The sequence below is a fragment of the Brevundimonas sp. genome, from assembly GCF_041648115.1.
Lineage (GTDB): Bacteria > Pseudomonadota > Alphaproteobacteria > Caulobacterales > Caulobacteraceae > Brevundimonas.
Genome location: NZ_JBAZPR010000006.1, coordinates 69,002 through 87,680, shown reverse-complemented (window position 1 = coordinate 87,680; position 18,679 = coordinate 69,002). Strand labels below are relative to the sequence as shown.

25 protein-coding genes are annotated in these 18,679 nt (G+C 66.3%); 17 read left to right on the top strand and 8 right to left on the bottom strand.

Going from position 1 to position 18,679, the window contains the following annotated elements; all coding sequences use genetic code 11:
- Window positions 1-2: 2 nt before the first annotated feature.
- A complete protein-coding gene (locus WC597_RS07045) occupies window positions 3-392 on the bottom strand; it encodes a hypothetical protein (RefSeq protein ID WP_372692625.1) in 390 nt (129 codons plus the stop codon).
- Between the two features lie 106 nt (window positions 393-498).
- Between WC597_RS07045 and WC597_RS07040 the strand changes: the two genes are divergently transcribed.
- Complete coding sequence (locus tag WC597_RS07040) at window positions 499-1,062, top strand: type 1 glutamine amidotransferase domain-containing protein (protein WP_372692624.1); 564 nt, start codon at window positions 499-501, stop codon at window positions 1,060-1,062.
- Here WC597_RS07040 and WC597_RS07035 read toward each other — a convergent pair.
- A complete protein-coding gene (locus WC597_RS07035) occupies window positions 1,059-1,709 on the bottom strand; it encodes a methyltransferase (RefSeq protein ID WP_372692623.1) in 651 nt (216 codons plus the stop codon). The genes WC597_RS07040 and WC597_RS07035 overlap by 4 nt on opposite strands.
- A 127-nt stretch (window positions 1,710-1,836) precedes the next feature.
- Between WC597_RS07035 and WC597_RS07030 the strand changes: the two genes are divergently transcribed.
- From WC597_RS07030 to WC597_RS07020, 3 genes are read left to right on the top strand one after another with little or no spacing between them, the layout of a single operon-like run.
- Window positions 1,837-2,244, top strand: coding sequence for a hypothetical protein (locus WC597_RS07030; protein ID WP_372692622.1), 408 nt, complete (start codon window positions 1,837-1,839; stop codon window positions 2,242-2,244).
- Complete coding sequence (locus tag WC597_RS07025; RefSeq protein WP_372692621.1) at window positions 2,241-2,441, top strand: helix-turn-helix transcriptional regulator; 201 nt, start codon at window positions 2,241-2,243, stop codon at window positions 2,439-2,441. The genes WC597_RS07030 and WC597_RS07025 overlap by 4 nt, the downstream gene beginning before the upstream one ends.
- 37 nt (window positions 2,442-2,478) lie before the next feature.
- Window positions 2,479-3,429 (top strand): alpha/beta fold hydrolase, encoded by a 951-nt coding sequence (locus WC597_RS07020; protein WP_372692620.1) that lies wholly within the window; start codon window positions 2,479-2,481, stop codon window positions 3,427-3,429.
- A 134-nt stretch (window positions 3,430-3,563) separates the two neighbouring features.
- Here the strand turns inward: WC597_RS07020 and WC597_RS07015 are convergent, their stop codons facing one another.
- The 5 genes from WC597_RS07015 to WC597_RS06995 form a co-directional block, all read right to left on the bottom strand.
- Entirely contained in the window at window positions 3,564-4,391 is an 828-nt protein-coding gene (locus tag WC597_RS07015) for a DUF3298 domain-containing protein (RefSeq protein ID WP_372692619.1), read from the bottom strand.
- Window positions 4,392-4,405: 14 nt separating this feature from the next.
- Window positions 4,406-5,434, bottom strand: a complete 1,029-nt coding sequence (locus tag WC597_RS07010; protein ID WP_372692618.1) for a UbiA family prenyltransferase — start codon at window positions 5,432-5,434, stop codon at window positions 4,406-4,408.
- A 231-nt stretch (window positions 5,435-5,665) separates the two neighbouring features.
- Window positions 5,666-6,448, bottom strand: a complete 783-nt coding sequence (locus WC597_RS07005; RefSeq protein ID WP_372692617.1) for a GIN domain-containing protein — start codon at window positions 6,446-6,448, stop codon at window positions 5,666-5,668.
- On the bottom strand, window positions 6,445-7,059 hold the full coding sequence (locus WC597_RS07000) for a DUF1700 domain-containing protein (RefSeq protein ID WP_372692616.1): 615 nt from the start codon (window positions 7,057-7,059) through the stop codon (window positions 6,445-6,447). The genes WC597_RS07005 and WC597_RS07000 overlap by 4 nt, the downstream gene beginning before the upstream one ends.
- Complete coding sequence (locus WC597_RS06995; RefSeq protein WP_159846234.1) at window positions 7,056-7,400, bottom strand: PadR family transcriptional regulator; 345 nt, start codon at window positions 7,398-7,400, stop codon at window positions 7,056-7,058. The genes WC597_RS07000 and WC597_RS06995 overlap by 4 nt, the downstream gene beginning before the upstream one ends.
- Before the next feature lie 254 nt (window positions 7,401-7,654).
- On the opposite strand from WC597_RS06995, the gene coxB reads away from it, so the two are divergent.
- From coxB to WC597_RS06935, 12 genes are all read left to right on the top strand, one after another.
- Window positions 7,655-8,653, top strand: a complete 999-nt coding sequence (gene coxB / locus WC597_RS06990; protein ID WP_372692615.1) for a cytochrome c oxidase subunit II — start codon at window positions 7,655-7,657, stop codon at window positions 8,651-8,653.
- A 15-nt stretch (window positions 8,654-8,668) separates the two neighbouring features.
- Window positions 8,669-10,351 (top strand): cytochrome c oxidase subunit I, encoded by a 1,683-nt coding sequence (gene ctaD / locus WC597_RS06985; RefSeq protein WP_372692614.1) that lies wholly within the window; start codon window positions 8,669-8,671, stop codon window positions 10,349-10,351.
- Between the two features lie 152 nt (window positions 10,352-10,503).
- The gene (gene cyoE / locus WC597_RS06980) at window positions 10,504-11,481 is read left to right on the top strand and encodes a heme o synthase (protein ID WP_372692612.1); all 978 of its coding nucleotides are present in this window, start codon (window positions 10,504-10,506) and stop codon (window positions 11,479-11,481) included.
- A gap of 4 nt (window positions 11,482-11,485) precedes the next feature.
- On the top strand, window positions 11,486-11,659 hold the full coding sequence (locus WC597_RS06975; RefSeq protein WP_372692611.1) for a hypothetical protein: 174 nt from the start codon (window positions 11,486-11,488) through the stop codon (window positions 11,657-11,659).
- Window positions 11,656-12,192 (top strand): cytochrome c oxidase assembly protein, encoded by a 537-nt coding sequence (locus tag WC597_RS06970; RefSeq protein WP_372692610.1) that lies wholly within the window; start codon window positions 11,656-11,658, stop codon window positions 12,190-12,192. Before WC597_RS06975 ends, WC597_RS06970 begins: the two co-directional genes overlap by 4 nt.
- The gene (locus WC597_RS06965; RefSeq protein ID WP_372692609.1) at window positions 12,189-12,626 is read left to right on the top strand and encodes an NUDIX domain-containing protein; all 438 of its coding nucleotides are present in this window, start codon (window positions 12,189-12,191) and stop codon (window positions 12,624-12,626) included. Before WC597_RS06970 ends, WC597_RS06965 begins: the two co-directional genes overlap by 4 nt.
- A 271-nt stretch (window positions 12,627-12,897) precedes the next feature.
- Window positions 12,898-13,806, top strand: a complete 909-nt coding sequence (locus tag WC597_RS06960; RefSeq protein WP_372692608.1) for a cytochrome c oxidase subunit 3 — start codon at window positions 12,898-12,900, stop codon at window positions 13,804-13,806.
- Window positions 13,803-14,351: a DUF983 domain-containing protein gene (locus tag WC597_RS06955; RefSeq protein WP_372692607.1), complete on the top strand. Its 549-nt coding sequence runs from the start codon at window positions 13,803-13,805 to the stop codon at window positions 14,349-14,351. The genes WC597_RS06960 and WC597_RS06955 overlap by 4 nt, the downstream gene beginning before the upstream one ends.
- Window positions 14,348-15,049 (top strand): SURF1 family protein, encoded by a 702-nt coding sequence (locus WC597_RS06950; protein ID WP_372692606.1) that lies wholly within the window; start codon window positions 14,348-14,350, stop codon window positions 15,047-15,049. Before WC597_RS06955 ends, WC597_RS06950 begins: the two co-directional genes overlap by 4 nt.
- 50 nt (window positions 15,050-15,099) lie before the next feature.
- Window positions 15,100-16,314, top strand: a complete 1,215-nt coding sequence (locus WC597_RS06945; RefSeq protein ID WP_372692604.1) for a M16 family metallopeptidase — start codon at window positions 15,100-15,102, stop codon at window positions 16,312-16,314.
- Between the two features lie 67 nt (window positions 16,315-16,381).
- On the top strand, window positions 16,382-16,936 hold the full coding sequence (locus WC597_RS06940; RefSeq protein ID WP_372692603.1) for an NADPH-dependent FMN reductase: 555 nt from the start codon (window positions 16,382-16,384) through the stop codon (window positions 16,934-16,936).
- A gap of 72 nt (window positions 16,937-17,008) precedes the next feature.
- Window positions 17,009-17,431, top strand: coding sequence for a BLUF domain-containing protein (locus tag WC597_RS06935; protein WP_372692602.1), 423 nt, complete (start codon window positions 17,009-17,011; stop codon window positions 17,429-17,431).
- Between the two features lie 570 nt (window positions 17,432-18,001).
- Here the strand turns inward: WC597_RS06935 and WC597_RS06930 are convergent.
- Entirely contained in the window at window positions 18,002-18,214 is a 213-nt protein-coding gene (locus WC597_RS06930) for a cold-shock protein (protein WP_008260410.1), read from the bottom strand.
- A 236-nt stretch (window positions 18,215-18,450) separates the two neighbouring features.
- Here WC597_RS06930 and WC597_RS06925 point away from each other — a divergent pair, with 236 nt between their 5' ends.
- Complete coding sequence (locus WC597_RS06925) at window positions 18,451-18,675, top strand: hypothetical protein (RefSeq protein WP_372692600.1); 225 nt, start codon at window positions 18,451-18,453, stop codon at window positions 18,673-18,675.
- Window positions 18,676-18,679: the final 4 nt, after the last annotated feature.

The following is an 18,679-nucleotide window of genomic DNA, read 5'->3' as shown; positions in this document are numbered from 1 at the left end:
CGTCAGTCGCGACGATCCAGCCAGGCGTCGATCTGGCTCATGCCCTGAGCCGTCTGCTGGCGGCGTTCGGCGGCGGATGCGCCCAAGGCCCGCTCCTGCTCGGGGGTGTAGAGCGGGCGAGCGGGCAGGGCATAGGGCTGCGTCGGCTCGCGCGCTGTTTCGATGGCGCGCAGACGCAGCTGGGTCTCGATCTGCTGCTGGCGGGCCTGATCGGCATTCGATTGCGCCCGATAGCGCAGGCGGTCGTTCTCGTAGCGGTGCTGGTCGGCGATGGCGGCGGGGACGCCGCCCGGATAGGCGCCGTAGGGCTGTCCGGGCTGAGGATAGGTCTGGGCCAGGGCGGGTGTCGCGGTCGCCGCCAGTAAGGCCGTCAGGGTCAGGATCGATCGCATGGGGATTATGTGGTGCGGGCGGTCGTTCGCGCCAAGCGGAGCCGCAACCCTTTGACTTGCCGTGGGTTCATCGCGCCGACCCCCTTTTACAGAAAGCGTATTCCTCATGGCCCAGACCCTTTCCGGCAAGACCGTCGCCATCCTGGCGACCGACGGCGTCGAGTTGATCGAACTGAATGAACCGATGAAGGCGCTGAAGGATGCGGGGGCGGTGGTCGAGATCGTCTCGCTGAAGGCCGGCGAGTTCCAGGGCTTCGACCACCTGACGCCCGGCGACAAGGTGACGGCGGACAAGGCAGTGGCGGCGGTCGACGCCTCGACCTATTCCGCCCTGCTGCTGCCGGGCGGCGTCGCCAACCCGGACCTGCTGCGGGCGGACGCCGATGCGGTGAAGTTCGTGCGGGCCTTCTTCGATGCGGGCAAGCCGGTCGCCGCCATCTGTCACGCGCCGTGGCTGCTGATCGAGGCGGGCGTGGTCAAGGGGCGGACGATGACGTCCTTCGAGAGCATCCGCACCGACCTGAAGAACGCAGGCGCGATCGTCGTGGACGAAGAGGTGGTGGTGGATCGGGGGCTGGTCACCAGCCGCAAGCCCGACGACATCCCGGCCTTCAACGCCAAGATGATCGAGGAATTCGGCGAAGGGCGTCACGACGGCCAAACAGCCTAGGGCATGGCCCAGACGGAGGACCGCTTGATCTCCTGGTCCTCCAGTTCTCGCGAGGTCGGGACGCGGTATTCGGCCAGGAAATCCAGGCCCGTGCGCGGGAAATAGGTACGTCCCGGATCGCCGATCAGGACGCGCGTTCCCCTGGCGCGGGCCTGGGCCAGCCAGGCCAGGACGGCGTCGGTCATCGGGCGCTCGTAGCAGATGTCGCCCGCGCAGATGACCTCGACATCCGGCGGGGCGGCATCCAGCAGATCGGTCTGGGTGAAGTCCAGCGCCACGCCGTTCGCCCGCGCATTGGCGGCGACGGCGGCCTGGCAAAACGGGTCGATGTCGGCGCACAGCACCGAGGCCGCGCCCGCCTGCATCGCCGCCACGCCGACCAGGCCCGAGCCGGCGGCGAAATCCAGCACCCGCTTGCCTGCCACCTCGTGCGGATGATCGAGGATGTAGCGGCTGAGCACCTGTCCCCCCGCCCAGGCGAAGGCCCAGAAGGGCGGCGGCACGCCCATCTCGCCCAGTTCCTCCTCCGTCAGCCGCCAGATCGGGGTGATCTCATCGGCGAGCCACAACGAGATTTCGGGCGCATGCGGCACGGGCTGAAGCCGCGTGTTGGCGCGGATGAAGGCGGCGGGATCGAGAATGGTCATCGGGGCACCCTAGTGGTCCGGGCGGCGGCGGCAAAGCGGGAGCGGGATGTGGGGCGGGCCTGACAAAAAGTCAGGTTGACATGACATTGGGTTGGTGTCAGGTTGTCCTTACACAAGGAGAGCCAAGATGTTTGCTGCCTGGAAAAGCGGAACGCCTGCGCACCGACGCTATATCATCCGCACGATGGCGTTTTCCGTGCCCTATGTCGCGATCTGCGTGTCGATGATGACGACGGACGCGTTCGATGAGGTCGTGGGCACGCCGGCGGCGTGGGGGCTGGCGGCGGTGCTGTCCGCGCCGGTGATCGGTCAGATCTGGGCGACCCTGGCGCTGATGCGCGAGAGCGACGAGTTCGTGCGCGGCGTGACCGCCAAACAGTTCATCGTGGCGGCGGGCCTTGCGATGGCCGTGGCCACTTTCTGGGGCTTTGGCGAGAGTTTCGCCCGAGCGCCCCATATGCAGACCTGGCTGATCGTTCCGCTGTTCTGGGCGATGTATGGCGTCGTGTCGCCCTTCATAAAGACCAGCCGATGAAGAACCGTCTGAAGCTTTTGCGGGTCGAGCGCGGCTGGACCCAGGAACAGATGGGGCAGGCGTTGGGGGTGTCGCGCCAGGCGGTGATCGCCTTGGAGACCGAGCGGCACGATCCGTCGCTGGATTTGGCCTACCGCATCGCCGCCGTCTTCGAACGGCCGGTCGAAGAGATCTTCGAGAACTCGCACGCGGGCTGACTAAAAAGTCAGAATAACCTTACAATTGGAGACTGTGATGTCGAACCTCATTCGCCCTTGCCGGGGCGTCTTCGCCCCTCCGCGCCTGGCGGTCATCCTGGGCGTTCTGATCGCCTGCGCCGTTGCGAACGATCAGGCCCGCGCTCAGACCGCGACCCCTGTGGCGTCCGTTGCTGCGCCCTTTGTCTCGGACCGGCTGTCGGTCGAGGTGGTGGGGGCGGGGCCTGACGTGATCCTGATCCCCGGCTTTGGGAGTTCGCGCGAGGTGTGGCGCGTCGAGGCCGAGCGTTTGAAGGCGACGCATCGGGTGCATCTGGTGCAGTTGGCCGGCTTTGCAGGCGAGCCCTGGAGTCATGGCGACGGCCCGTTCGTCCAGCCGGTGGTGGATGATCTGGCGCGCTATGTCCGCGAGCAGGGGCTGGAGAGGCCGGCGGTGATCGGCCATTCCCTGGGGGCGCTGATCGGGCTGCGGCTGGCGCAGACCCATCCCGAGGCCGTCGGCCGGTTGATGAGCGTGGACAGCCTGCCCTTCTTCGGCGCGCTGCGCGGTCCGGATATGACCGTCGAAACCATGGCGCCGATGGCGGAGCAGACGGTTCGAAGCATTCTTTCCCTGTCGGACGACGCGTTCCGATCGGCCCAGATCGCCGGCGCCCAGGGCATGACGCGCGATCCGGCGCTGCGAGAGCGGCTGGTCGCATGGACCACGAAGTCGGACCGAAAGGCCATGGGCGCGGCCATGAAGGACGTCTTCCTGACCGACGCCCGTCCGGGCCTTGCGGCCATGCGGCTGCCGGTCACGGTGCTCTATGCTGCGGACGCCGACGGCGGCGCGTCTGCCGCCCAGGCGGACCGAGCCTGGGGTGACCAGTACGCCCCGCTGCCGGGCGCGACGCTGATCCGGGTCGATGGATCGCGGCATTTCATCATGGCGGACCAGCCGGAGCGGTTCGCCGAGCTGGTGGACGGGTTCCTGGCGCACCCCTGATCCGCTCATCCCGGCGAAAGCTGGGACCCAGTTCTTTCGCAAGGCGCGGCGTTCCGGATCGACGGCGCTGCGAGACAGGATTCGTTGGAACGCCCAAAGCGCTGGGTCCCGGCTTTCGCCGGGATGAGCGGGCTTTAGTTGACCTTCGGCGTCACGTCGCCGGCCTTGGCGGGGGCGCCGTCGAACTGGTCGGCGTAGGCGGGGGCGAGCAGGGCGCGGAAGGCCGATTGCGGCAGGGCGATCCAGTAGGGGCCGTCCGAATAGGGGCCGATCTGATACGGTCCCATCAGGAAGGTGACGCCGCCCGCCTTGCCCGGCGTCGTGCCCGGCGTCAGGACGAACGGGGTCGAGACGGCCTTAGGGCAGGTCCACATCTTGCCGTCCAAGGTGGCGGTTTCCGACCCCGGCGAGCGGGCCTGTTTGGCGGCGTTGGCGGCGGCGCACAGGGCCTTGTCCAGCACCGACAGGTCCGCGCCCGGCCGGAACAGGTCGGCGAAGCCCAGCCGCTTGTTGGTCGTCTTGTCCCAGATCACCGAGGCGAAGCTGGTGTTGGGGTGGGCGCCGCCGGTGAACTCGAAATCGGTGCGGGCCAGGCTGACCAGTTTGGCGGTCTCGGCGCCGGGGGCGAAGGCGATGGTCTTCTCATAGGGGTTAGGGCCGCCGCCGGCCTCGCTGAGATCGGCCTGGGCGCCTTCCTCGAACTGCTTCAGGTCGCGCACCATGTCGGCATAGAGAGCGGCGTGCAGGGCGGGCGTGGTCTTGACTGCCTGGGGCAGGGTCAGTTTGACGGTGGCGTAGGGGGTCTTGCTGTCATAGCCGACCGGGGTGTTGGAGACGGCCGGCGCGACGGCGGCGGGGGCCGCCTTGGCCGGGGCCTGGGTCTTGTCCTCCTTGCGCTGGCAGGCGGCCAGGGTCGCGGCGACGGCGACGGACAGCAGGAGGAGGCGGGCGGCGTGAGACATGAGAGGCTCCTTCATCAAACCAGGGATCCGAGCGCGATGGCGGCCAGCAAGATGAAGCCGGCCTCGCGATTGGACTTGAACAGTTTCAGCGCCAGGGCGCCGTCGTTGCGGTCGAGCCGGGCGACCTGACGCGCCAGATGGGCGGCATAGGCGACCAGGCCCAACCAGAACAGCAAACCCAGGCCGGCGGCGAGGCCGGTCAGGGCGGCCGTGACGACGGTCAGGACATAGAAGATCGCCACGCCCGGCCGCACGGCCGAGGCCAGACGGCGGGCCGAGGACTTCACCCCGATCATGGCGTCGTCCTCGATGTCCTGAAGCGCATAGATCGTGTCGTAGCCGAGGGTCCAGAACACGCCGCCGATCCATAACAGGACGGCGGGGATATAGGCCTGCCAGGCCAGGGCGACGGCATGGCCGCTGTCGCTGGCGGGGGACCACAGGAAAGGACGGAACTCGCCGGCGATATCGGCGGGCAGCAGAAGGGCTGCGGCCGCCAGAGGCAGAGCGGCGGCGAACCCCATCAGGGCGCCCCAGTTAAAGGTCAGGCCCAGCCAGGCCTGGGGCCACCAGGTGATCCGCTTCATGAAGGGATAGGCCGCAACCAGGGCCAGCGAGCCGACGCCCAGCCCGATGGCGATGGTCGGCAGGGTCAGCAGGATCAACAGGCTGATCAGGCTGCACGCCACCACGAAGGCCCAGGCCTGTTTGACGCTGATCCGGCCCGACGGAATGGGGCGCTGGGCGGTACGGGCGACCTGGGCGTCGAAGTCGCGGTCGACGATGTCGTTGAAGGCGCAGCCCGCCGCCCGCATCAGACAGGCGCCGATGGCGAAGCCGACGAACAGCCACAGATCATAGAGGCCGGGCGGTAGCCGATACTGGGCCAGGGCCAGGGCGATCCCCTGCCAACCGGGCAGCAGCAGCAGCCAGATGCCGATGGGCCGGTCGAACCGCCCCAGCTTCAGCCACGGCTTCAGTCCCTCCGGCGCATGGCGGTCGACCCAGTTGGCGCCGGCGTCGGGAAGGGGGGCGAAAGTCATGCGGGTGACTTAGCGGGAATGGGGCGGGGGGTGAAGGGTGGACGGTCGCTGATCGTCTCCTCCCCGCCTCGCGGGGAGGTGGCTCGGAGCGCAGCGGAGAGACGGAGGGGGTCTTGATACATCCCTGATGTCAGTGGGTCTTCAAGAGCCCCTCCACCGCTTGGCTGCTACGCGCCGCCCTTCGGGTCGCGGTCCCCCTCCCCGCAGAGCGGGGAGGAGACTTGGTCGTATTCAATCCTGATAGATGTCGCCCGATCCCGAAACCGTGCTGTTCAGGTTGGCGGGGCGGGTGGCCAGGGCGACGTCGCCGGAGCCGGCGATGGTGACGCGGACGTCGCCGGTGGGGGCGATGCGGGCGTCGCCGGAGCCGGAGATGTCCACCGTGGCGTCGCGGGTGGTCAGGCTGGCCAGCGAGGCCTCGCCGGAGCCGGCGATGTCGAGGTCCAGCGCATCGGTGCGACCCGACGCCGTCACCTCGGCCGAGCCCGAGATGTCCAGCCTCAGCGAAGGCTGATCATAGCCGTTGATCAGCAGGTCGCCGGAACCGTTGGCGGTGAACCGGTTCACCTTGGGCGCGGTGACAACGACCTTCAGCTCGTCGCGCTCGGAGCGGGCGGAGAAGTTGCCCTTGTCCCAGCCGAACACGACCCGCTCGTCGCCGTCGCCCAGATCGAAGCGGCCGTCGACCAGGCGGACCCGGTCGGTCAGGCCCTTGGGCCCGGTGATCACGACGGTGTTCGCGTCGCCCTGCACGTAGTCGACGTCGATGCTGGAATCGACGGTCAGGCTCTCTCCGCCGGTCCAGGGGAGGGTGCGGGTTGTGAGGGGGCCGAGGTCGTCGGTCCCGCCGCCCTTGACCCGCTCGAAGCGGACGCTTTCGCCGTTGTCGTCCTTGAAGGTCCAGGCCCAGCCGTGGCGCTGGAGGTCGTGGCCGCCGATGGCGAGGGCGCCGCCGACGGTGACCAGGCACAGCACCAGGGCGGCGCCGGCGATGATGAACAATGTGCGGATCATGCCGAAACTCCCGAGGTCGAGGTGGATTGGCCAGATGTTGAAGGATTGGGCGAGGACTCCAGCGCCGGCTTCAGCAGGCGATAGTGCAGGCGGGCGAACCAGACGACGCCGTTGACCAGCCAGATGGTGAAGATGGCCAAGAGGGCACCGATGAAGACGGCCCCGGCCATCAGGCCCAGACCCATCAGGATCGCCGCGAACGGTCCGCCGGGGAAGCCGGCGAAGGGTCCTGCGACCATGATCACGCCGCCGCAGATGAACAGGGCGATGGCGGCGATGAAGAAGCCGAACACGGTCCCGACCACGCCCATCAGCAGGGGCAGCAGGATCAGGATGTCCAGCGCCCCCAGACCCAGGACCGCGAAGACGGCGGCGGCGGCGGCGGAGGGGTTCTTCTCCTGATGCCAGCGCTGGATGCCGGCCTCGGCCTTCAGCTCGCGGGCCAGGCGGATCGGATCGCCCAGGGCGGTGGCGACCTCGGCCTCGGTCCGGCCGGCGGCGATGCCGTCGTCGAAATGGGTCTGATAGTCGGCGATGATGTCGTTGGCGGTCGCGGTCGGCAGGCCGACGAGGCCTTCCTTCAAGCGGTCGATGAACTCGGCGCGCGTCATTGTGCGGCTCCCTGATCGGCGTCGTTCGCCACGATGGCGTCGACGGCCTTGGTGAAGGCGGACCATTCGGCGGTTTGGGCGGCGAGCGCCCCCCGGCCCGCTTCGGTCAGTCGGTAGTATTTGCGCGAAGGCCCGGCGGAGGATTCGACCAGATAGGTCTCCACCTGTCCGTCCGACTGCATGCGGCGCATCAGGGGATAGATGGTTCCTTCCCCCATATCGATCGCGTCCGACAGGCGGCTGGCGATCTCGTAGGCGTAGCTGTCCGCCCGGTTCAGAAGCGCCAGGACGCACAGTCCAAGCACTCCCTTCTTCAGCTGTATCTCGATGGTTTCAGGCACCTCGGCTCTCCCGTTGATGTCCATTGACTACGGCAAGGTATCTTGTGACGCAAGGTAGCTGGCGAAACATGACAGCGATTTAATCGAGGCAGGTTCGCGGCCGCTTCGGGGCGTCAATGGCGTTGATCGCTTGGCAAGCCGAAGGCGATCCGATAGGTGACCGAGATCGCCGGGCGTGGGAATCGCGCCAGTGTGATTTCTTGCGAACCATTCGCAAGTGTCTGCTGCATAACGGTTTTATGGGGAAGTCTCATATGGGGATGGGCAAGCGAGCCCGGGGGACGTTGAAGGGCGCTGCGGCTTGCGCGTCTTCGATCGTCCTGGGCGCCGGACTGGCGGTGTTCGCTGCGACGCCGACGTGGGCGCAGGATCTGATGGGCCAGCCGACGCCGAACGGCATCGGTCTTCAGGCGGCCGCTGCGCCGCTGAAGCACGACGCCATCTGGTTCCACGACATCATCCTGATGCCGATCATCACGGCCATCACCCTGCTGGTGCTGGGCCTGCTGGCCTGGATCGTGATCCGCTACAACAAGAAGTCCAATCCGACGCCTGCGCGCTGGAGTCACAACACTGCGGTCGAAATCGTCTGGACCGTGCTGCCGGTGGTGATCCTGGTCTTCATCTCCCTGTTCTCGTTCCGCCTGTTGTTCGCCTATCACAATATGCCGTCGCCCGACCTGACGGTGAAGGTGACCGGCAACCAGTGGAACTGGGCCTATGAATACCCGGACCAGGGTGTCGCCGAATACATCTCCAACATGCTCCCGGAAGAGGAAGCCAAGGCCAAGGGCGTGCCCTATCGCCTGGCCGCGACCGAGCCGATGGTCGTGCCGGTCGGCAAGACCGTGCAGCTGGTCATCACCGCCTCCGACGTCATCCACGCCGTCGCCCTGCCGGCCTTCGGTCTGAAGACCGACGCCGTCCCCGGCCGGATCAACACCACCTGGTTCAAGGCCGAGCGCACCGGCGTCTTCTACGGCCAGTGTTCGGAACTGTGCGGCGTCGACCACGCCTTCATGCCGCTGGAGATCCGGGTCGTGACCCAGGCCCAGTTCGAACAGTGGATCGCCTCCAAGGGCGGATCGATGACCCCCAAGGTCGCCGAGCCTGCCGCCGCCGCCGCTCCGGCTGCTGCGACCGCCGAAACGCCCGCCGCCGGCGAAGCCGCCGCGACCCCGGAGGCGGCTGCGGCTGTCCCCGCCGCCCAACCCGTTCCCGCCGCGGCGCCCGCCGCGTCGGCCGCCCAGTAAGAGGCGAGCAGACACATGGCTGACGCTACCGTAACCCGCGACGCGACCGACCTCGGTCACGCCCCCGACCATCATCACGACGACCAAAAGGTGGGCTTCTTCACCCGCTGGTTCCTGTCCACCAACCACAAGGACATCGGCACCCTGTACCTGATGTTCGCCATCATGGCGGGCATCGTGGGCGGCGCCCTGTCGGGCCTGATCCGCTGGGAACTGGCCGAGCCGGGCATCCAGATCTTCAAGGAAGGCTCGTCGATCCAGCTGCTGGGTCTCGTCGAGCAGTCCAAGCACGGCTACAACGCCGTGGTCACGGCCCACGCCCTGATCATGATCTTCTTCATGGTCATGCCCGCCATGATCGGCGGCTTCGGCAACTGGTTCGTGCCGATCATGATCGGCGCGCCGGACATGGCCTTCCCGCGCATGAACAACATCTCGTTCTGGCTGCTGGTCGCCGCCTGGTGTCTGTTGATCCTGTCGATGTTCGTCGACGGGGGGCCGGGCAAGGGCTTCGGCGGGGGCTGGACGGCCTATCCGCCGCTATCGACCACGGGCCACGTCGGGCCGGCCTTCGACCTGGCGATCTTCGCCCTGCACGTCGCGGGCGCCAGCTCGATCCTGGGCGCGATCAACTTCATCACCACCATCCTGAACATGCGCGCGCCGGGCATGACGATCCACCGGATGCCGCTGTTCGCCTGGTCGGTGCTGATCACCGCCTTCCTGCTGCTGCTGAGCCTGCCCGTCCTGGCCGGCGCCATCACCATGCTGCTGACGGACCGCAACTTCGGCACCCACTTCTTCGATCCCGCCGGCGGCGGCGATCCGGTCATGTACCAGCACCTGTTCTGGTTCTTCGGCCACCCGGAAGTGTACATCCTGATCCTGCCGGGCTTCGGCATCATCAGCCACATCGTCTCGACCTTCAGCCGCAAGCCCGTGTTCGGTTATCTGGCCATGGCCTACGCCATGGTGGCCATCGGCTTCGTCGGCTTCATCGTGTGGGCGCACCACATGTACACGGTCGGCATGAGCATCAATCTGCGCGCCTATTTCATCGCCGCCACCATGATCATCGCGGTGCCGACGGGCGTGAAGATCTTCAGCTGGATCGCCACCATGTGGGGCGGGTCCATCAGCTTCAAGACGCCCATGCTGTGGGCGATGGGCTTCATCTTCCTGTTCACCGTCGGCGGCGTAACCGGCGTGGTCCTGTCCAATGCAGGCATCGATTACAGCCTGCACGACACCTATTACGTCGTGGCCCACTTCCACTATGTGCTGTCGCTGGGCGCCGTCTTCGCGATCTTTGCGGGCTTCTACTACTGGTTCGAGAAGATGTTCGGCGTGAAGTACAACGAGTTCCTGGGCGCGACCCACTTCTGGATCATGTTCGTGGGCGTGAACCTGGTGTTCTTCCCGCAGCATTTCCTGGGTCTGCAGGGGATGCCGCGTCGCTACATCGACTATCCCGAGGCCTTCACCCTGTGGAACCACGTCTCGTCGGTCGGCTATGCGATCACGGCGTTCGGCGTGCTGGTCTTCCTGATCATGCTGGCCGAGGCGGCGATCCGTCGTCGTCCGGGCGTCGCCAACCCGTGGGGCGAAGGCGCCACGACCCTGGAGTGGACCCTGTCCTCGCCGCCGCCGACGCACCAGTTCAACGAACTGCCTGTGATCAAGGAAGAAGAACACTAAATCCCTTCCGTCACCCTCGGGCCTGTCCCGAGGGCCTACGGCGGAAACGGACTCAAAAGACTGCGAAGGGCCTCGGGCGGAATGTTCGAGGCCCTTTTCGTATCGCGGAGACGTGGACCCTCGGGACAAGCCCGAGGGTGACGGTGTAGAAGATGACCATCGTGACCCCGACTGACCTCAACACACCCGCCATCTCGACCGCGCAGCCGGAGGACTTCTTCCAGCTGTTGAAGCCGCGCGTGATGTCGCTGGTGGTGTTCACCGCCGCGACGGGCCTGGTGGTGGCGCCGGGATCGATCAATCCGCTGGTGGCGGCCATCGCCGTCCTGTGCATCGCCGTGGGCGCGGGCGCGGCCGGCGCGCTGAACATGGCGCTGGAAGGCGAGACCGACGCCCTGATGCGGCGCACGCGCGGCCGGCCGGTGGCGGCGGGACGTGTCCGCAAGAACGACGCCATGGCGTTCGGCGTCATCCTGAGCCTGTTCTCGGTCATGCTGCTGGGCATGAATGCGAACTGGCTGGCGGCGGGCCTGCTGGCCATGACCATCGTCTATTACGCCGGTTTCTACACCCTGCTGCTGAAGCGTCGGACGCCGCAGAACATCGTCATCGGCGGGGCGGCGGGCGCCTTTCCGCCGGTGATCGGCTGGGCGGCGGCGACGGGCCATGCGCCGTGGCAGGCCTGGCTGTTGTTCGCCATCATCTTCCTGTGGACCCCGCCGCACAGCTGGGCGCTGGCGCTCTATTCGGCCGGCGACTACGCCAAGGCGGGCATTCCGATGATGCCGGTGGCGCGCGGGGCGAAGTCCACGCGGTTGCAGATCCTGCTCTACACCCTGGTGTTCGTGCCGGTCGCTATCGCCCCGGCCTTCGTGGGCCTGGGCGGCCTGATCTATCTGGTGGTGTCGGTTGCAGGCGGCCTGGGCTTCCTGGGTCTGGCGCTGCGTCTTTATCGGTCGCGTGCGGGCGACGAGCCAGACAAGGCCGAGGCCGTGGGACGCGAGGCCGCATTGTATGATGTGCGCGCCCAGGCCAAACCGGCGCGTGACCTGTTCGCCTTTTCCATCCTCTATCTGATGGCCCTGTTCTCGGCCCTTCTGGTCGAGGCCTTGTCCGGTCTGGGAGCGTAAAACCATGCGTCTGACGCCTGAGGAACTTCGCGCGCGCAAGCGCCGCAACGTCTGGATCGCGACGGCGCTGGTCGCCTTCATCGTGCTGGTCTTCACCACCACCGTCCTGCGGCTGCAGCAGAACCAGGCGACCGAGCGGGCGCTGCTGGAGGCGGCGACGGGGACCACGACGAAATGAACGCGAACCGCAAGAATCTGATCGCCATCGCCTGCGTCCTGGGCGTGATGGGGATGACGGGGGCGGCGTTCGCAGCGGTGCCGCTTTATCGGATGTTCTGCCAGGTCACCGGCTTCGGCGGCACGACGATGAAGGCGGACAAGGCCTCGGACACGGTTCTGGACGAGACGGTGCTGGTGCGGTTCGACACCAATGTCCGCGGCCTGCCCATGACCTTCAAGGCCGAACAGTCGACGCAGCGCGTGCGGATCGGCGAGACGGGTCTGGCCTATTTCGACGTGACCAACACCTCGGACAAGCCGCTCTTCGTGCGGGCCAGCTACAATGTCGAGCCGGAACAGACGGGTCAGTATTTCCTGAAGCTGCAATGCTTCTGCTTCACCGACCAGACGCTGGCGCCCGGCGAGACGCGGCAGTTCCCGATGCAGTATTTCATCGCCCCCGAAATGGCCGCCGACCGCGAGGCCAAGGGCGTGCGCGACATCACCCTGAGCTACACCTTCTATCCGTCCCCGGACGCGCCGAAAGCTTGAGCAAGCCCATTCTAGCAAGGCCCGGCGTCGATTTTCCCGGCGTCGGCTGCGGTTTGGTGATCCAGCGCGCCGATGGGCGGGTGCTGCTGTGCAAGCGGCTGAAGGCGCCCGAGGCCGGGTTCTGGAACATCGTCGGCGGCAAGGTCGACCTGATGGAACGATCCATCGACGCCGCCCGCCGCGAGGCCGAGGAAGAGAGCGGGCTGAAGATCGGCGCCGTCGATTTCCTGTGCCTGGCCGAAGAGATCATTCCCGCCGACGGCCAGCACTGGGTGTCGCTGATCTATGTCACGCGCGACTTCACCGGCGAGACGACGCTGACCGAACCGGACAAGCTGTCGGATATCGGCTGGTTCGACCTGAACGACCTGCCCCAGCCGCTGTCAGCCTTTTCCGCCAAGGCGTTCGCGGCGTTGAAGACATCCCACTCCTGAGTACAAAGTCACCGTCACTCTCGGGCTTGTCCCGAGAGCCTACGGCGGGTCTGACTCGAAGCCAGTCGTGAGCTCCGGTTTGTGCAACATCCGTGAGATAGGAGACGCATCCAGCATGGGCCCTCGGGACAAGCCCGAGGGTGACGAGAAAAGATGTCGGCGTGTCCCAGCCTTGAACAAGGCCGAAAGGCGGCGCGGCTCTGGCGTCGGGCAAACGGGGACGCTATAGCCGCTATAACAACCGACTCTGGCCGACGAAGAGACGCGATACATGGCTGACGCCCACGCCACTCCGCAGCACGACTATCACCTGGTGCCGCCCAGCCCCTGGCCGCTGCTGTCGTCCGCCGCTGCGACCATCATGTTCATCGGCGCGGTGATCTGGATGAAGGGTCTGGCCCCGGCCGATGGCGGCCCGATCGCCGCCAACTTCTTGGCCGAGGGCAAGCCGGGCGTCTTCTTCGCCGGTCTGGCCGGCGTGCTGATCTCAGCCTTCGGCTGGTGGGCGGACGTGATCAAGGAATCCAAGGCGGGCGATCACACGCCGGTCGTGTCCATCGGCCTGCGCTACGGCATGATCCTGTTCATCGCGTCGGAGGTGATGTTCTTCGTCGCCTTCTTCTGGATGTTCTTCGATATGGCGCTGTTCCATGAATCCCGCGCCCTGACGCCGGAAGTCGGCACCTGGGCCGACACCGCCAAGGCTTGGTCGACCTGGCCGCCCAAGGGCGTCGAGGTGCTGTCGCCGTGGCAGCTGCCGCTGTTGAACACCGTGACCCTGCTGCTCAGCGGCTGCACCGTCACCTGGGCGCACCACGCGATCCAGGTCGGCGACCGCAAGGGCGCCAAGATCGCCCTGGGCATCACCGTGGCGCTGGGCGTGATCTTCACCTGCGTCCAGGCCTATGAGTATCAGCACATCCTGCACGAGAAGCTGTTCTTCAACGAAGAAGCGATCAACTCGGGTCTGTACGGCTCGATCTTCTTCATGGCGACGGGCTTCCACGGCTTCCACGTCTTGATCGGCACCATCTTCCTGGCGGTCTGCCTGATCCGCCTGCTAGCCGGCGACTTCACTCCGCAGAAGCATTTCGGTTTCGAGGCGGCGGCCTGGTACTGGCACTTCGTGGACGTGGTCTGGCTGTTCCTGTTCGCCTTCGTCTATGTCGTCTTCGGTTGATCCAAGACGGTCCTGAAGACCTTGAGGCGGCGCGGGACGAGGGATCGTCCCGCGCCGTCGTCGTTTGCGACACCCCGGTTCGCGCGGCGATGCGGGGGCGCTGTCCCCGGTGCGGGCAGGGCGCGCTGTTCGCGGGCTTTCTGAAGGTGGCGCCCGCCTGCGCGGTCTGCGGCCTGGATTACACGACCATCCAGACGGGTGACGGCCCGGCCAGCTTCATCATGCAGATCGCCGGCTTTATCGTCGGGTTCTCGGCCCTGTTCGTCGAGATCAAATACCATCCGCCGATGTGGGTGCATCTGATCGTCTGGCTGCCACTGGTCGTGGCCCTGTCGCTGGCCTTGATGCGGCCGGGGCGGGGGCTAATGATCGGCCTGCAATACCGGAATCAGGTGGATGGATCCTCCCCTGCGGAGCGGGGGAGGGGGACCACGCCTGGCGTGGTGGAGGGGGCGACCCCAGACTCGGTGCGAGGTTCCGCCCCCTCCACCGCTTCGCGGTCCCCCTCCCCCGTTCCGCTGCGCTCCACGGAGGAGGATTTATGAGACGTTTTCCCTGGATACTGACCGTGCTGACGGTCCTCGCCCTGATCCTGCTGATCGGCCTGGGCGTGTGGCAGGTCGAGCGGCTGAAGTGGAAGGAAGGCCTGATCGCGGCGGCCGATGCGGCGGCGGCGAAACCGCCTGCGCCGCTGGACCAGGTTCTGGGCGCGGGCGATCTGGAGTTCCGCAAGGCCTTGATCGTCTGTCCGGGCCTCGCCAGCGCGCCCTTCATCGAGCTTCAGTCCATCCATGACGGCGAGGCCGGGGTTCGGCTGATCTCGGCGTGCAAGCCGGCGGGGGCCGATTTCAGCCTGCTGATCGACCGGGGCTTCGTCGGCGACGGGGTGACCGCGCGGCCGCGCGTGGTGGAGACGACCCTGCCGCTGGTGATGGTCGGGGAGTTCCGCACCTTCGACAAGCCGGGCGCCATGAGCCCTGCGCCGAGGGACGGCCGCTTCTACGCCCGCGACACGGCCGCCATGGCCAAGGCGCTGAACGTCACGGGGCCGGTGCGGCCCGAGGCTGTGTTCGCGGTCACCGCCGTCAATCCCGAGTTTCCGGCGCTTAGGCCGTCCGCGCCGCCGGCGGCCTTTTCCAACAATCATTTCGGATACGCCCTAACGTGGTTCGGACTGGCGATCGCGCTGGCGGGCTTCTATGTGGCCCTGCTTCGACGCCGAATGAAGAAAGACACCCCCTGACCGCTACGCTCCACACCCTGTCGAACGGAGTCCGCGTCATCTGCGACCCCATGCCGGGGCTCAAGACCCTGGCTGTCGTCGTCACCGTCAAGGGCGGGGCGCGGTGGGAGCCGCTGGATCGATCCGGCTGGTCGCACCTGCTGGAACATCTGGTATTCAAGGGCGCCGATGACATGGCCGCGCGCGAGATCGTCGAGCGGATCGAGGCCGAGGGCGGCACGATCAACGCCTCCACCGGATACGAGCGGACCAGTTTCGAGGTGCGGGGTCTGGACGGGTCGCTGCCGTTGGCGATGCAGGTGCTGTCGGACCTGGTGTTCCGCCCCACGCTGGACCCCGCCGAGATCGAGCGCGAGAAGGACGTGGTGGCCCAGGAGATCGCCGAGGCCTTCGACACGCCCGACGACCATGTGTTCGAAATGGTCCAGACCCGCGCCTTCACCGGCCAGCCGCTGGGTCGGCCGATCCTGGGCTCGATCAACAGTCTGAAGCCGGCGGACAAGGCCAGCGTCGAGGCCTGGCGCGCGCGGCTGTATTCGCCCGACCGGATGGTGGTGTCGGTGTCGGGCGCAGTGGACGAGACCGAACTGCTGGCCCTGGCCGAGCGCTGGTTCGGCGATGCGGTCGCGACCCCGGTCGAGGCGCCCGCGCCGGCCGCCTTCGTCGGCGGCCATGCGAAACTGACGCGCAAGATCGAACAGGCCAATCTGGTGTTCCAACTGCCGGCCCTGTCGGCGACCGATCCGGCCCTGTCGGCCATGCGGCTGTTCGGCGAAATCCTGGGCGGGGGCATGGCCTCCCGCCTGTTCCAGAGCGCGCGCGAGGAGCGGGGCCTGGCCTACGCCATCGACGCCTATCAGGAGCCGTATGAGGACACGGGCGTGCTGGGCATCTATGCCGGCGCGGCGGCGGACCGGGCCAAGGAATTGGCCGAGGTGGCGGCGGCCGAGGTGCGGGCCATGGCCGAGACCGGCCCGACCGAAAAGGAACTGTCGCGGGCCAAGGCGGTAATGAAGGCCGGTCTGTGGATGTCGGACGAAAACCCGATGAGCCGGGCAGGCCGCAACGCCGCCCAGACCCTGATCTTCGGCGCGCCGCGCTCCAGCCTGTCGATGACCGAACAGCTGGAAGCCCAGACGGTCGAGGACGTGCGGGCGGTCGGCGGGCGGTTGCTGGCCTCGGGCCAGGCGGCCAGCGCCGTGCTGGGGCCGAAGTCGGCGGGACCGGCAGGCGAGGCATTCGCGACGGCTCTGTTCAAGCCCTGACGGAACATCCTGGCGCGCGGATCGGTTATGCTGACGCTTGAACCCGCCCCCATCCCCGGAGAATCCTATGCCCGTCCGCGTCGCCCTGATCGTCGGCAGCCTGCGCAAGGGATCCTATTCCCGCGCCATCGGTCTGGAGCTGAAGGCGCTCGCGGCGCCGGGGCTGGAGATCGAACCCATCGAGATCGGCGACCTGCCGCTCTATGATCCCGACCTGGAAACCGACAGCCCGCCGCCCGCCTGGGAACGGTTCCGCGAGGAGGTCGAGACCACGCAGGCCGTGCTGTTCGTGACCCCGGAATACAATCGGTCGATCCCCGGCGCGCTGAAGAACGCCCTGGACGTCGGCTCGCGCCCCTATGGCCACAGCATCTGGCAGGGCAAGCCCGCCGCCATCGTCAGCGTCTCGCCCGGCGCTATCGGAGCCTTCGGCGCCAACCACCACCTGCGCCAGCCCCTGGTCTTCCTGAACATGCCCACGATGCAGCAGCCCGAGGCCTATATCGGCAACGTCGCCGACCTGCTGGACGACGACGGCAAGCTGAAGAAGGACGATACGAGGGCGTTCCTGAAGAGCTTCACGGACGCCTTTGCGGCGTGGATCGACAAGACGAAGGGCTGAGGTCGGCCTGAGCGCCGACTCGACTCTCTCGGTGGAAGGTGACCACGTCTCTGCATCGGGGGGCGAAAGCCAATGGTATTGGAACGACTGGCTTACGTCAGCTGCTCGACGCGGCCTGCGGAGGCGCTGATTGGCGTCTCCGACATCGTCGAGCAGTCGGTTCGAAACAACCGGGCCAACAACATCACCGGAGCCCTGGCGTTCACATCATCCCGCTTCGCCCAGGTCCTGGAAGGGTCGCACGGGTCGCTGGATGTCCTGGTGTTGAAGCTCGCGATGGATACGCGTCACTGCGACATGGTGATCGTGGATCGCGTGCCGATCCAGCATCGGCGCTTTGCCGACTGGGCCATGATCGCGCCGCGCTTCACGCCTCATGGACAGGTCAGGTTGGTTGCGATCATCGACGATAGAACGCCCTCGATGACGGATCTGACCGAACTCCTGTTCGAACTGGTCGGCGAGCAGAAGGCCGAAAGCGGCCCGCACGTATAGGTCTGCAACGTCAATGAAGTCGGGTTTCGCAATCCAGACTGCTGCCCTGACGATCGTCGTGAGCGGGGATGGAAGTCGGCCTTCGTCGGGAAGTATTTCTTCGAGGCCGGAAATCAATCATCGGCGCGGCAATCGTAACAATACAATGGTGTCGTCGATGTCGCGTAAATGGGCGCTAAAAGCCACAACCGTTAAAGGTTCGAATTTCGATCCCGATAAGTAAAATGGAACGAAATACTCTGTCGAACGCTGATATGGGGAACAGCGTTATTGGACGCGAACCCATGTGCCTCTCTATCAAGATGAAGATCACTTCGACCATCAGGTTCTAGACCTCGGCGGCTTTCTTGCGTCGTTGCTCGTAGGTCTGGGCGCCCATATGAAACGAAGAGATGCAGCCCGCCCAGCCGCGACGGTCGATCCCAAGGAGATTTGGGCTGTGGATTGCACCACGGAGCCTGCCGACCAGTCGTTCGCAGACGAGCCCGAGCTAAAGGCCGCCTAGACCCGGAATTGAAAACGGCGGCTCCGTGAGGAGCCGCCGTCGCCATATCAGCCGTGAAGCTGAAATCAGCCGATGGTTTGCAGCTGGCCAGCCGATTCCTTGCCCGAACGCTTGTCGCGTTCCAGTTCGTAGGAAACCTTCTGGTTTTCATCCAGGCCGCGCAGGCCAGCGCCTTCGACGGCCGAGATGTGGACGAAGACGTCCTTGCCGCCGTCGTCGGGTTGGATGAAGCCGTAACCCTTGGTCGGGTTGAACCATTTAACAGTGCCGGTAGCCATTTTGAGACCTCCGTTAGAAGTTGACCGAGGGAACGCCCCTGCGGCCTGTCGGGTCTGAATGGGAGCGGCCTTGACTCGTGCGTTCGCAGAGAGAGTGGGCGTTACGCAGAGAGATCGACGAAGCCTATGTGCGCAGATATTTGTGACGGATGCAAGCGCGGGCGATGTGAAGGAAATTCAACGGCCGGAACGGTTTAGCTTGGCGGACGTTGTTAGGGGCACGAAAGGCTCCCATCATGAACCGCACTCACGTCGTGGAGCGCGCTTACCAGCTCGCCCGTTCGCCCGACTGTCTGAACACCGGCGACGTCGTCAAGGCCTTGTCCGGAGAGGGTTATTCCGGCGCCGAGATCTCGCATTTTCAGGGCAGTTCGATCCGCGCCGACCTGAACCGCATCTGCAAGATGCCCAAGCCGGACGCCGCCAACGCCGAGGCGGAACAGGCGTCCGGCGCCGCCTGACGCG